At 37.6% G+C, this 13,877-nt stretch carries 14 protein-coding genes; 4 read left to right on the top strand and 10 right to left on the bottom strand.

All coding sequences use genetic code 11. The annotated features are described in order from the left end of the window. Nucleotides 1-77: 77 nt before the first annotated feature. Nucleotides 78-707: a TetR/AcrR family transcriptional regulator gene (locus tag AC5YGI_RS21280; RefSeq protein ID WP_034692722.1), complete on the bottom strand. Its 630-nt coding sequence runs from the start codon at nt 705-707 to the stop codon at nt 78-80. Between the two features lie 96 nt (nt 708-803). Between AC5YGI_RS21280 and AC5YGI_RS21275 the strand changes: the two genes are divergently transcribed. The 4 genes from AC5YGI_RS21275 to AC5YGI_RS21260 all read left to right on the top strand — a co-directional run bounded on the left by AC5YGI_RS21275 (nt 804) and on the right by AC5YGI_RS21260 (nt 3,375). Further along, complete coding sequence (locus AC5YGI_RS21275; protein WP_496169731.1) at nt 804-1,430, top strand: TatD family hydrolase; 627 nt, start codon at nt 804-806, stop codon at nt 1,428-1,430. After that, a complete protein-coding gene (locus AC5YGI_RS21270) occupies nt 1,423-2,154 on the top strand; it encodes a tRNA threonylcarbamoyladenosine dehydratase (protein ID WP_110011532.1) in 732 nt (243 codons plus the stop codon). Before AC5YGI_RS21275 ends, AC5YGI_RS21270 begins: the two co-directional genes overlap by 8 nt. After that, nucleotides 2,154-2,525, top strand: a complete 372-nt coding sequence (gene rnpA, locus AC5YGI_RS21265; RefSeq protein ID WP_496169727.1) for a ribonuclease P protein component — start codon at nt 2,154-2,156, stop codon at nt 2,523-2,525. The genes AC5YGI_RS21270 and rnpA overlap by 1 nt, the downstream gene beginning before the upstream one ends. 241 nt (nt 2,526-2,766) lie before the next feature. Beyond that, nucleotides 2,767-3,375 carry a DUF4126 domain-containing protein gene (locus AC5YGI_RS21260; protein WP_496169724.1) on the top strand — a complete coding sequence of 203 codons (609 nt, stop codon included), beginning with the start codon at nt 2,767-2,769 and terminating at the stop codon, nt 3,373-3,375. A gap of 38 nt (nt 3,376-3,413) precedes the next feature. Here the strand turns inward: AC5YGI_RS21260 and AC5YGI_RS21255 are convergent, their stop codons facing one another. From AC5YGI_RS21255 to AC5YGI_RS21215, 9 genes are all read right to left on the bottom strand, one after another. Then, nucleotides 3,414-5,555: a DUF8458 domain-containing protein gene (locus tag AC5YGI_RS21255; RefSeq protein ID WP_496169719.1), complete on the bottom strand. Its 2,142-nt coding sequence runs from the start codon at nt 5,553-5,555 to the stop codon at nt 3,414-3,416. Nucleotide 5,556: 1 nt separating this feature from the next. Beyond that, nucleotides 5,557-6,108, bottom strand: a complete 552-nt coding sequence (locus AC5YGI_RS21250; RefSeq protein WP_227944009.1) for an LptE family protein — start codon at nt 6,106-6,108, stop codon at nt 5,557-5,559. After that, a complete protein-coding gene (locus AC5YGI_RS21245; RefSeq protein ID WP_496169716.1) occupies nt 6,098-6,802 on the bottom strand; it encodes a hypothetical protein in 705 nt (234 codons plus the stop codon). The genes AC5YGI_RS21250 and AC5YGI_RS21245 overlap by 11 nt, the downstream gene beginning before the upstream one ends. Nucleotides 6,803-6,815: 13 nt before the next feature. Beyond that, nucleotides 6,816-8,105 (bottom strand): sigma-54 interaction domain-containing protein, encoded by a 1,290-nt coding sequence (locus tag AC5YGI_RS21240; RefSeq protein WP_496169714.1) that lies wholly within the window; start codon nt 8,103-8,105, stop codon nt 6,816-6,818. Between the two features lie 36 nt (nt 8,106-8,141). After that, nucleotides 8,142-9,002 carry a tetratricopeptide repeat protein gene (locus tag AC5YGI_RS21235; protein WP_330744453.1) on the bottom strand — a complete coding sequence of 287 codons (861 nt, stop codon included), beginning with the start codon at nt 9,000-9,002 and terminating at the stop codon, nt 8,142-8,144. A gap of 162 nt (nt 9,003-9,164) precedes the next feature. Further along, on the bottom strand, nt 9,165-10,601 hold the full coding sequence (gene miaB / locus AC5YGI_RS21230) for a tRNA (N6-isopentenyl adenosine(37)-C2)-methylthiotransferase MiaB (protein ID WP_330744454.1): 1,437 nt from the start codon (nt 10,599-10,601) through the stop codon (nt 9,165-9,167). An 83-nt stretch (nt 10,602-10,684) separates the two neighbouring features. Continuing rightward, nucleotides 10,685-11,410 (bottom strand): energy transducer TonB, encoded by a 726-nt coding sequence (locus tag AC5YGI_RS21225; RefSeq protein ID WP_330744456.1) that lies wholly within the window; start codon nt 11,408-11,410, stop codon nt 10,685-10,687. Nucleotides 11,411-11,427: 17 nt separating this feature from the next. Next, on the bottom strand, nt 11,428-11,910 hold the full coding sequence (locus tag AC5YGI_RS21220; RefSeq protein WP_330744458.1) for a hypothetical protein: 483 nt from the start codon (nt 11,908-11,910) through the stop codon (nt 11,428-11,430). A 127-nt stretch (nt 11,911-12,037) separates the two neighbouring features. Next, entirely contained in the window at nt 12,038-13,771 is a 1,734-nt protein-coding gene (locus AC5YGI_RS21215; protein WP_330744459.1) for a thiamine pyrophosphate-dependent enzyme, read from the bottom strand. Nucleotides 13,772-13,877 lie beyond the last annotated feature (106 nt).

Here is a 13,877-nt window from a genome sequence, read left to right as displayed (position 1 = left end):
ATACAGCCGATTTACTAATTTGCAAAAATATAACTTTTTTGCCAATAGATTTTTTTTTATGAATATTTAACGTAATTTTAGTCTGCAGCGTATCCCAAAATCGCAAAAACACTTAATAAAAGATTCATTCTCACCTTTTTCTCAGCTTCTTTGGCATAGGTTTCCTCATTTTTGCTCGGAACATAGAGCTCATAGAAATTTTTATTCCTGATGACAAATAAAGTGGATCCGATAATCATGGTAAGAATATCTTCAGGTTTGGGTGTAAAAGTAAAAACACCTGATGCAACACCTTTCTTAATAACTTCATCCAGTTTTTTCACAAATAGCTGATAGAAATCCAGCAGTTCATCTTTAAGATTCTCCGTATGACGAAGCTCCTGGGTTACAAAACCATGGAAATAATTATACTTGAAAAGCTGAGAAACGATGTACTTGATCATTTCCCGCAGCTGCATCTCAGGTTTACCTTCTTTGATGGTATCCGCAAATTCTGAAAAATTCTCTCTTGTTTTCAATACTCTGTACTGATAGAGATAAGACATCATTTTCTCTTTAGAACCGAAGTAATAAGAGATCATGGCGACGTTGATATTCGCTTTAGAACAAATATCTCTTACAGAAGTTCCCTCATATCCTTTCTTCGCGATAAGCTCTTCTGCAATATCCAGTATGTGAATCTGTTTTTCTGTAAATTTTTTTTTCATGAAGTGTACTTTGAGTAAAGTTAAGAAATTTTTAACACATTTATAAACGATCGTTTAATAATTTTAGATTAAATCTGAAATTGCTTACTTTTGAATATGGAATTTTTTGATTTTCATCATCATAAGAAATATATCAGAAACGGAATTTACAATCTGAACATAGAACAAATTCCTCCTGATTCTCCTTATTCTATCGGAATTCATCCCCAGGATATTGATGTTACCCATCTCGAACAACAGTTTTCATGGATGGAAAACACGATGTTTCAAAACTGTTTTGCTATTGGTGAGTGTGGTTTGGATTCTTTGGTTTCTATTGATCAGAAAATCCAGGAAGAAGTTTTTTTAAGACAGATAAAGATAGCCAATGAAGTCAAAAAACCTATGATCATTCATTGTGTCAGAAAATTTTATGAGGTTATTTCTTTGGGGAAGAAGGCCGAACAGCCCATGATCATTCATGGTTTTAATAAAAAACGTCAAATTGCAGAAGATCTTCTTGCCAATAATTTTTACCTGAGTTTTGGAAAAGCTGTTTTGGATAATTTATCTTTGCAGGATATTTTGAAAAACACTCCACTCAACAAAATCTTTTTAGAAACTGACAATGAAGACTTTAAGATCGGAGAATTGTACCTTAAAGTTTCGGAAATAAAAGAAATTTCTCTGGAGCAACTTAATGAACAAATTTTAGAAAATTTACATACAATAAAAAATGGATAAATACTGGCTGGAAAGGACTGAACTTTTGATAAAGGAAGATGGATTGGATAAGCTCATCAAGGCCAATGTGCTTGTGGTAGGCTTAGGAGGAGTAGGTTCTTTTGCCGCAGAATTTCTTGCCAGAGCCGGCGTAGGAAATATGACCATCGTGGATGGAGACACCGTAGATATTACAAATATCAACAGACAGCTTCCTGCCTTACATTCTACTGTTGGCAAACATAAAGTAGAGGTTGTAGCTGAAAGGCTCCTTGATATCAATCCACAACTTAATTTAATCAGGATCAATGAGTTCCTGAATCCTGAGAGAATGGATGAAATCCTTGATTCCGGAAAGTTTGATTATGTACTTGACTGTATTGACAGTGTAACCCCGAAAATCTGTTTAATAAAAGCTGCCAGAAGAAGAAAGATCAAGATTGTAAGTTCTATGGGAGCCGGAGGAAAAACAGATCCGAGCATGGTGATGGTAAGGGATATCAGTAAAACCCACAACTGTTTCCTTGCAAAGCAGGTAAGAAAAAGGCTTAAGAAAGAAAAAATCAATAAAGGAATCAGATGTGTATTCTCCAATGAAATTCAAAAGGAGGAAAGCTTAAAAATGACTGACGGAAGCAATTTCAAAAAATCATTTTATGGCACCATCAGCTTTATTCCTGCAATTTTCGGATTGTATGCAGCCGCTGAAGTGATTAATCATTTAGTGAAAAAGATGAAAGATTAATGCAGAACTTCAAATATCCCAGAGCAGAAAAGCTCAAAAAAAACACGGAAATCAGTTTGCTTTTTGAAAAAGGTAAATGGAGAACGAGTGGAAATCTGAGAATTATTATTCTGAAAGACAAACCCACCCTTCCTGTAGAAGCTCCAAGATTTGGCGTTTCCGTTTCTAAAAGATATTTCAAAAGAGCTGTCCACAGAAATCGTATCAAAAGGCTATTGAGAGAATGCTATCGTCTGAACAAAGATCTGTTTAGGCAAGCCTTTGGAGAAAAAACCATGGCGATGCTGTTTTGGGTTTCTCCTGAGATGCCTCCTAAATTCCAGGATGTGGAGGCACAGTTTATCAAGCTTTGTGAAGCTCAGAAAAAGTAATCATCTATTCCCATGAAATAATATAGAACTGTGAGGCATTTTCTTACAGTTCTTTTTATTTCCTACAGATCGCATAGATTTTCACAGATAAAATCTTCTTCTTACTTTCTGGCAAATCACAAATAGTAAAGCTCAAAACCTCGTTCCCCGCATCCCGTATCTGGAACTCTAAAATCAACAACGCTCCAAATATCATATAGTTTTTGTATTTTTAGGGAAAACAATAAATCTGAAAATTAATATGTTAGACAATGTTCCCTATTTTTCTTATATAATCAGTGCTTTTATCGGTATTGGACTGGCGGCAGCTACAGGCTTCCGGGTATTTCTCCCTATGTTTGTTGTAAGCCTTGCCTCTTATTTTAACTGGATTCCGATGAGTGAGCATTTTGAATGGCTTGCGGGTCTCCCTACGCTTATTACAACAGGAATAGCTACTGTTATTGAGATCCTCGCTTACTATATCCCTTTTGTTGATCATTTACTGGATACTGTTTCCATACCTATGGCAACTGTTGCTGGTTCCATATTATTTGCCAGTCAGTTTGCTGAACTTGGAACTTTTCCACAATGGGCACTGGCATTGATTGCCGGAGGAGGTACGGCTGCTACGATCAGTTCCGGATTTGCAGGAATAAGGGCTGCTTCCACTGCTACTACCGGAGGTTTGGGAAATTCCATGGTAGGCACAACGGAGACGGCAGGTGCCGGTATAATGTCTGTTCTTGCGATGGCAGCACCGGTTATCGCCGCAATATTTGCCATCATTACATTAATTGTTGTTATCGTATTTGGACGAAAGGCCTGGAAAAAAATAAGAAGCAGTAAAAGTAGTTCTCAGAAATTATAAAATAAAAAGGTACTGTTTTTATCAGTACCTTTTTATTTTTAGTTTTTACTTCTGAAGTCCTTGATATCCTGAATTTTGGATTCAAAATATTCTTTTTTCTCAGGACTCTTTTTGATTAATATTTCAAACGCCTTTATTGCCTTTGTATAGAGTTTCTGTTCAAAATAAAGATTAGCTAATGTCTCCGTCATCAAATGCGAGATATCATCATTCTTTTCTTTTACAACATAGGTACTTTCTTCCTTTAGCTGACTGATTCTGGGATTGTTCTCGATAAAGGTTTCTATAGCCTTTTCTTTGATTTCGGCTTTGTCCTTTACGATTTCTTCTGTTCTGTCAATCTTAAGCCAGCTCTGCCATGTATTGATAAAACCCGGAACATTACTGTCTATTGATGATTGAGTGGTATTTTTCATAGTAACCTCCTGTACTTTTTCTACAGGTTCCTGTTTCTTTTCTTCAACCTTAAGGGTAGAAATATCGGTTCCAAAGAAAGAAACATTCATTACAGGAACATCTTCTTTTACTGTTTCTGTTTCCGTTTTTTCTTCCTGAGCTGATTCAACCGGAGCAGAATGATCTTTTTCAACTTCAGAATTTTCTGCTATTGGTAAAGCTTCTTCCTGAGCAGTTTCTTCAATAATTTCATTTGTCTCACCTGATTTTGACTCCCCGGTAGTCACTTCCGGCTCTGCAACAGTTGCAGCTTCTGTTTCCTGAGTTTTAATTTCAGGGGTTGATGCTTTTTCTGCTTTACTGATCAATGAATCGGGTAAATGGGATTCCACACTCATTGGCTTCCATGCAGTCTGCACTTGAGGTATTTCCTGTATTTCTTCTTCTTCTTCTGCAATTTCTGATGTAATATTCTCGACTACAGACGGTTGAGCTTCAACAATTTCTTCCTTTACAGGCTCTTTTTTTATTTCTTCAGGTTTTTCTTCACTGGTTGACCAGAAATGGAAACTTTGGGTATCAGCGAAGCTAATTTCATGATCTTCAGAAGCTTCCGGCTCTACTTTTTCTTCCTGAACAACAGGCTTAGCCTCCTTCATTTTCTTTTCAACTTCTTCAATAAGGCGTCTCATCTCCTCCTCATGCTTATTTACACTGGATTGAGATACTTCAGCTGTTTCAGAAATCTCCTCGTTGTTGGCCTGGATTTTAACTTCCGGCATAAAAGATTCTGTTCCATGGAAACTTACTTCCGCATCAGACAATTCCGCTGAAGGTGCCTTTTCATTACCATTTTCTTCTTTTTCAAGAGAAATCTGATCTTCATCAATGATGGCTTCCGGTGTAAAGTTTTCTCCGGCGTTCTCTTCTGCTACAACTTGTATTTCTTCTTGCTGAACAGGTTCTTCCTCAGAAACAGTTTCCGTTTCATGTGCTGTTGATTCAGCTTTTACAGGTTCTTCTGCTACAGCCTCTTCAATATGTACTTCCGGTGCTAAAGGGGCTACTTCATGGAAGCTGACATTCTCTTCTTCCCCGATCTTTTCTTCCTCTTTTTCTGAAGAAATCTGCTCTTCGTGAATAATGGTTTCCGGTGTAAAGTTCTCTCCACCATTTTTATCACCCTGAGTCTGTATGGATGCTGCTTCCTCCTGAACCGGTTCTTCAACTACAGTATCTATCTTTTGTGTTACCAGAGTACCTGATTCAAGGGTAGATTCAATATCAATGGTCTCAGAATTTACTTCATCCAGGAAGTTTTCTTCTCCTTCAAATAAAATTCTGTTTCGTTCACCTTTTACATAAATAGGCTTAGCTTCCTGTGAGGTTGGTAATACACAAGTATTTTCCTTTTCTTCCGATGGTTTTTCCAAAGAAATATCCTCTTCTCTTTTAATAGGGAAAGATTTTGCCTTTGGAGCTAATTGAGCTGGCTTTTCGATTGTTGCAGAAGTTTTTTTCTCTTCAACAATTTCCGGTTTGGGCTCTTGTTTGATCTTCCCGTTAATCAACTGATACAGAATTTTCTTATCAGTAGTATACGCAGCTGTTGTAGAAAGCTCTTTCTGATAGTTTTCTTTTTCGTACAGATGCACGCCATACAGGTGAAGTGCCCTGATATTCTGAATATAAGGAAAAGTGTGAATCTCTTCTTTCAAAAGACCAAGGTCTTCAGACTGAATATTTTTCGGATTTTTTATTAATTCTAAAACTCTCGGATTCATCTTACCAGTTCGCTACAATGTCGTTAAATATCTTGTTAATAATTCTATCTGTTACCAGTTTTACCTGCTGGTCTTCGATCTGACTTAAGGATACATCACTGTTGAAAGCGGCTTCATCAGAATACGTTCTGTCAAAACTTGCATCCGGATGGATTTTATTTTCATAATGTACCTTTACCGTAATCGTAAGTTTATTCTGTGCCTGTTGAATCACTCCACCAGAAGGGTTGGTCTGGGTATTGGAGCTGATGGTGGTAGGCGTAATGGAATAGTCTGTAATTTCTCCTTCAATCAGGATATCCGGATTTTCTTTCGTTCCCTTCAAAGTTGTTCTTTGAAGGAATCTGTTTTGTATTGCTGTAGAAAACTGTTGTGATAATGCAGGATTTACCAGCGGTGCATTATTGGGAAATTCATTGATCTGAACTGTTTTCTCATCTGTAAGAGACGATCCCGTAAAGCTGTAGCATGAATTTAAAACTCCCAGCAACGCAAAGAGCATTCCCGTGAGTAATGATTGTTTCAGGCTTATATTTTTAATTTTAAAATCCATCTTTAAATCCGATTTCCGTAATTTCATCATACTCAATTTGTTGAATAGCATCTTCATAAGCAAAATAATTTGCTGTATATAGGAATGGTAAGGTAAGAAAAATTCCTATCCCGCAGGCAATAATACCAATCTGAGCCAAAATACTTACTACCACCGAGAAAAGGAAGATTGACAATAGATTTCCTTTGGTCATTATTTTTGAAATAATCCAGGCTTCTTTTACTTCTCTGATTCCTTTAAGGCTTATTAATGGTATGATATAAAAACCCTTTAATACAAAGTAATATATCGCTCCAATCAATAAAAACATATAGGGAAACACAAAAAATGCTACCATTGGATTGGGTTCATTACCCTCAGATAATGCACCTGATATACCCAGCACAGCAAATAAGGGAATGTAAAGCAGTAAAACACCTCCGAAAACAATTAACTGCAGCATAAAATAAGGCATAAAATCTTTAAAATCAAAGATATCTCCGGGACTTGCCGGCTGGTTTCTGTTCAGCCTTTGAAGGTATTTGTATAAATTACCCATCGCTAATATTCCGCAGAACGGAATGATCGACATGATAAAGCACATTAAAAATGCTACAAAAATATTTCCGAAATCTTTCTTTAAAAGTTCGAAACCTCTATTAATATATTCTCCGAGTTTAAAATTGATCGGCTTAGGTGTTAAATTGACTTTCATTATTTATGTTGTGCTAATCTTCCAGGTTATATTGTTTTATTTTTCTGTATAAAGTTCTTTGTGAGATTCCCAGCTCATCTGCAGCTCTGTTTCTACGTCCTTTATGCTTCTCCAAAGCCTTGATAATCAAATCTTTTTCATTATTCTGAAGAGAAAGTGATTCCGATCTGTTTTCTTCAATTTCGATATCTTCAATATCTTCATAGCTGTCATCAGGGTTCGAAATAATCGTAGGAGTCTGAACGGCCGGCGTATCATTATTATCTTCAAAATATAACATCGATCCGGAATTCACTTGTGGCTGACTATCAGAAGTATAAATTCTGTTGATCAGGTTTTTCTCATGATTGCTCAGATCTGCTGTACCTCTGTTCTTGATCAGTTCCGAAGTTAAGGATTTTAAATCATTAATATCATTCCTCATATCGAACAGGATTTTATACATAATTTCCCTTTCGCTTCCGAAATCATTTTGCTTGGGAGTACTTTGAGTATTTACGACCATTGGGAGATGCGTTTCCATCGGAATATACTCAGCAAGTTTTTCTGCAGTGATATTTCTGTTTCTTTCCACAACGGTCATCTGCTCTACTAAGTTTCTTAGCTGGCGGACGTTCCCCGGGAAAGAATAACTTTCTATATAATGAACAGCACTCTGCTCCAGCTCCAGCTCCGGCATTCTGTATTTTTCAGCAAAATCTATTGCAAATTTTCTGAATAACAAATGGATATCTCCTTTTCTTTCTCTCAAAGGCGGCATATCAATCTGAACGGTATTCAAACGGTAATACAAATCCTCACGGAACCTTCCGTCATGGATGGCTTTCATCATATTAACGTTGGTAGCTGCCACAATTCTCACATTGGTTTTCTGTACCTGTGAAGAACCTACTTTCATAAATTCACCACTTTCCAGCACTCTTAAAAGACGTACCTGAGTCTGCAGGGGAAGTTCTCCTACCTCATCCAAAAAGATGGTTCCGCCGTCTGCCACTTCAAAATATCCTTTTCTTGTAGCTGTAGCTCCTGTAAAAGCTCCTTTTTCGTGCCCGAATAGCTCAGAGTCTATGGTTCCTTCCGGAATTGCTCCACAGTTTACCACGATATAAGGCTGATGTTTTCTTCTGGATTCTGAATGAATGATTTTCGGAATAAATTCTTTTCCCACCCCACTTTCTCCAATCACAAGTACAGAGATATCTGTGGGTGCAACCTGGATAGATTTTTCCAGGGCACGATTGAGTGCAGGAAAGTTTCCGATAATTCCGAAACGGTTTTTTATGTTTTGTAGCTCGTTGCTCATAAGTAAATTTTTGATTATTGATTGAATGTTAATCTTCTACAGCACTTCAACCTGTTGTGTGTAGACCTTGTTAAATTGATGAGTGCAGACAGCTTTCATGGCCTTTCCTTCATCATACGTTTGCAGGGCTAACATGTTTAAATCCAAATAATCTTTGTTTCTGATCTTAGAAACTTTACTTTTAAAGTATGTATTCTCAGCAAAGTCGTACCCTTTGCTTTGTTTTTCAAAATTTTCCAGGGCTTTGTCATATCTTCCCAGCTCAAGATAGGTAACACCCAGCTGATAATGATCAAACAGTCCCTTCGCATAACCTCTGGCAGCCAGAAACCTTTCTATAATCCCAGATGCTTTTTCTTTCTGTCCTGAAGCAGCGTAGGACACCGCTCTTACTACGTCCAGATTATAGTCTCCGTTCTGAGATCTTCCTAAGTCTCCGGGCTTATATTTTTTTAAACCTTCTAAATCCTGAATTGCACTTCTATAGCCTCTCAGAAACTGAAACTTTGTCCAGCCTCTGTAACCAGGGTGCATCCCGGGATCTAAGGCAACGGCTTTATCAATTAAAATCTTCCAGGTTACAAAATCTCCGTTTTTAAGATATGGAACGGCTTTTTCCATATAAGCATGGGAGAAATCCGGACACAGTTCAATGGCTTTATCAAAACCTTCCTGAGATTCTGCGAAACTTTGTAAATCTGAAGCCCAGTTGTATAACTCACACGCTTTTTTGCAGTTCTCACCCTCTACTGCATTACAGTTGACCTGTGCAATAGTATTGGTGTAAACGATAAGTAACAAAAAGCTAAGGTAATACCTCTGAAACTTTTCCATTTTCAATTTATAGGTTAAATCCTGATAATCATCTACTTTTAAACCTTTTATCTCTTCCGGCATCCAGCCTTCGAGTGATTTTGTAAACTGCGTAACAATTTACTAAAAATCTTACGGTAATATACCCGTTGATTTTTTCAGAATATATATTTTTCTTTTAAGTTTTTCAGGGATAGCATCTTTTCGCTTGTCTGGCCAAATTCTTTTGAACCCTGAAACTTAATTTTATTCTGCTGTTCTCCCTAAAAGTGTGCCTTGCGTATTGTCATACACAAAAACGTTCACAATGTCACCTATTTTCTGTCCTTCCAGTTTATCGAAGACACATACGGCATTCTGAGAGTTTCTTCCTTTCCACTGGTTTTTATTTTTCTTGGAAATTCCTTCAATCAGAATCTGGTGCTCTCTTCCAACATACGATTTCATTCTTTGTTTTGAAAGCTCTCCCTGAAGGGCAATAACCTCAGCAAGACGTCTCTGCTTCACATCAGCCGGAATATTGTCTTCCATTTTCTTGTGAGCAGGAGTTCCCGGTCTTTCTGAGTACGCAAACATATAACCGTAGTCATATTCCACTTCTCTCATCAGACTTAACGTATCCTGGTGGTCTTCTTCTGTTTCATTACAGAATCCTACGATCATATCCTGTGAAAATGCTACTTCCGGAACAATTTCTTTCGCTTTTCTGATCAGATCAAGATATTCTTCACGGGTATGCTGTCTGTTCATCGCTTCCAGCATATTATTGCTTCCGCTTTGTACAGGAAGATGTACATATTTACAGATATTGTCATGTTTTGCCATCATTCTGAATACGTCCAGACTCATATCCTGAGGATTGGAAGTAGAGAATCTGATTCTCAATTCAGGAACAGCTTTAGCCACTAAATCAAGAAGTTGCGCAAAATTTACAGCCGTTGCTTTCTGTATTTCAGATGCCTTGGCAAAATCTTTTTTAGGACCACCACCATACCAAAGGTAAGAGTCTACGTTTTGTCCTAAAAGGGTAATTTCTTTATATCCGTTATTGGCAAGATCTTTACATTCTTCAATAATAGAGTGCGGGTCACGGCTTCTTTCTCGTCCTCTGGTAAATGGAACCACACAGAATGTACACATGTTATCACAACCTCTTGTAATGGTCACAAAAGCGGTAACACCGTTTCCTCCTAAACGGACAGGATTGATATCGGCATACGTCTCTTCTTTGGAAAGAATAACGTTGATGGCATCTCTCCCGTCATCGGTTTCTTTCAAAAGGTTCGGTAAGTCTCTGTAGGCATCCGGACCTACAACAAGATCCACCAACTGTTCTTCTTCCAAGAACTTGGTTTTCAGTCTTTCCGCCATACATCCCAGAACACCAACCGTCATATTCGGTCTTTCCTTTTTAAGATTTTTAAACTGAGAAAGACGCATTCTTACGGTCTGTTCCGCTTTTTCGCGGATGGAGCATGTATTTAAAAGAATCAGGTCGGCTTCTTCAACTTTCATCGTTGTATTATAGCCCTGTTCATTAAGAATGGATGCAACAATCTCAGAGTCAGAGAAATTCATCTGACAGCCATAGCTTTCTAAAAACAGTTTTTTAGAGTTCTCCGGTCTTTCTGCAATAGCAAAAGCTTCGCCCTGTTTTGTTTCGTCTATATATTTTTCCTGCACGATAATCGATTTAAGGTTCGTAATTTTAAATTACGAACGAATAAGTTTGCAAAGATACAAAATATTGTGACAGAATGTCAGGATTATCTTTCAGTAAATGTTATTGAAAACTGTACCGGAAATGAAATCCTCTCCACAATCGGAATATCTTTATAAAAAGCTGGTATCCAGGTCTTTTTCATTCTTGCAAGAGTCCGCATAAAATCAGTATTAAAATTTTGATTGTAAACTTCAGGATAAACTCTTGGATTAATAATATGACCGTCTTTGCTGATATAAAATTCCAGATTTACCTTTCCGTTAAGCTGATAATCTGAAAAAATCGTCATAAAATTATCATGAAATAAAGTATGAAAAGCTTTCGATCCTTCAGGGTATTTGGTATGCGCTACAAATTTATTGGCATCATAACCCGGCTGGTAATTACTCATTACATCTTTTGGATATAAAATAAACTCAGTAATAGCCCCAATTTTCCAGCCTTTGGCTTCAGCCGGCTTCCATTTTTTAAGGTTTTTAAGAAGCTCCCTGGACATATTGTATGCACATTTGTTTCTTGCAATATTAGCCGTATCAGAATCTTTGATGAATTTAACTTCAGCTTTTTCTGTTACAATAATTCTTGGCTGATAAATCTCTTTTTCATCACACTCCTTAAATTTATTATTAATAAGATATTCGTGAACATCTTTGTAAAAATTAACCATTCCTCCTTCATAAAAGCTTTGTTTCTCCGGATATTCATCAAGTATCTGCGCTTTATACAGAGATACAAAAGCCAGAAAAAACATAATAAAAGTCTTTTTCATTATTGTGTTTATATTATTTAATCAATATCCACGGACATTGAAGAGAAGTTCATTTTAACTTTAATCTGTGAGGCTACTGGCTTCCCGTTACAAGACGCCGGAATCCAGTTTTTCTTTATCCTTCTTACAACGTACTGCATATCATCAAAGAAAACTTCGCTGTTGGCCACCTTAGGCATTCCTTTCACATCCGTTACTTTTCCTTTGTCATCAAGCACTAAGGTAAAGGTAAAATCTCCCGTCAAAGCATAGAAATCAGAATTCAGGTACGCATACATATATCGGTTCAGGATATCTTTGTAGGCTGCAACACCTCCTTCAAAAGCAGCGGGTTTAAAAGCATTACATTTTACAGCAACCTGCATAAAGGGTTCTCTAATATCTATTTTTAAAAGATTTTTGTTGCTTTCTCTGATGAAGGAATCATCCCTTTCTTCCTGATCCTGTGCCCATGAAAAATTCATCACACATAATGCCAAAAATAAAAATATAGCTCTCATGATTGTTTTCTAATAATAAACAAAGGTAAATATTTAGCTTATGTATAAAAAAGAAAAACTTCACGCCAAGCATGAAGTTTTACATATGGGTTCTGATTTCAGATAACTTTCTTTTTTTCTTTTCTTCTTAAAGCAGGCCTTTGATATGTTTATAATTGGTCTTCACCGTTTCAAAAACCTCATCCATTTTCCCTCCAAGCATGAGCTGAGCCATAGATTTGCTCATTCCCATGATCTGGTCAAATTCAATCTTGGGAGGAAGAGCCAGCGCATTGGGATTGGTGAAAATATTCAGAAGATAAGGTCCTTCATAATTCAGGCATTCTTTGATAGCACTTTCCACATCTTCGGGAAGATGAACGTTTTTTCCCGGATAGCCCATTGCATGTGCTACCATGGCAAAATCCGGATTGATCATATCTGTTTCATTATCTGGCATTCCGCCAACTTCCATCTCCAGCTTTACCATTCCCAGGGTTCTGTTATTGAAAACAATTAATTTGATTGGTAATTTATACTGAAAAATAGTAGCCATATCTCCTAAAAGCATAGATAATCCTCCATCTCCACAAAGGGCAATCACTTGTTTTTCGGGATGTGCCAATGCAGCACCTATCGCCATTGGCATCGCATTAGCCATTGATCCATGATTAAATGATCCCAGCATTTTCCTTTCGCCTGTTCCTGTAATAAAGCGGGCTCCCCAAACGCAGCACATTCCGGTATCTACGGTAAAAATAGCATCATGTTTAGCAAGTTTATCTAAAGTGTAAGCCACATATTCCGGCTGAATAGCATTCTCTTTTCCAGAATCTTTAACATACTCCAACTGGTTTTCTTTTACTTCATCGTAAAACGCCAGCTGTTCATTCAGAAAATGAACATCCGTTTTTTCTTCGAGTAAGGGAAGCAGTGCTTTAATGGTTTCTTTGACGTCTCCGGAAAGCCCCAGCTCCAGTTTTGCTCTTCTTCCTAATCTTTCAGGACTTTCATCAATCTGGACGATTTTATTTTTTACAGGCATGAATTTCTGATAAGGGAAATCCGTTCCCAGGAGAATAACAAGATCAGCTTCGTGCATGGCATGATAGGCCGAAGGAAATCCTAACAGACCTGTAAGCCCTACCTCATTGGGATTATTGGGCTGAATAGCCATTTTCCCGCGGAATGAATATCCTACAGGTGCTTTTAACAAATTGGACAAAGCAATCACTTCATCGCGTGCTTCAGCAGCACCAATTCCGCAATAGATTGTTACTTTGTTACTATTATTTATCAGTGTTGACAGGCTTTTCAACTCGTCATCCGAAGGTCTTATGACAGGATTGGTTTTAAAGATTTGGGTGGAAGTAGAGCCTTCTTCGGCATCCAGCTCAGAAACATCTCCCGGTAGACCTATCACCGCAACTCCTTTTTTGGATATAGCATGCTGAATGGCGGTCTGCAAGGTTCTCTGTACCTGTTCAGGTCTTGTAATCATTTGATTATAATAGCTGCAGTCATCAAACAGCTTTATCGTATTGGTTTCCTGAAAGTAATCCATGCCCATTTCATCACTGGGAATGGTGGAAGCAATCACCAGCATAGGAACATGAGAGCGATGAGCTTCATACACTCCATTGATCAAATGAACGTGTCCTGGCCCGCAGCTTCCGGCACAAACTGCCAAACCATCAAGCTCAGCCTCCGCAGCGGCGGCATAAGCCCCTACTTCTTCGTGTCTTACATGAATCCATTGGATGCTGCTTTTTTTAACGGCAATATTCAGATGATTGAGACTGTCGCCGGTTACTGCATAAATTCTTTTCACATTGGCATTTTCGAGCATTTCAACAATCTGCTCTGCTATGTTTTTTGCCATAATTAGTCTGTTTTGGTGGTTATTTTTTGGTGAAAATAGTATTTGAGAAGAAGAAAATCTTCCTATCTCTATCAAATTTAACTAATAAAATTGAGACTCCATCCCT

The organism is Chryseobacterium sp. CS3K3.1, assembly GCF_059515165.1.
The sequence above is the reverse complement of the archived record's forward strand: the minus strand, read 5'-3'. Positions and strand labels throughout refer to the sequence as shown.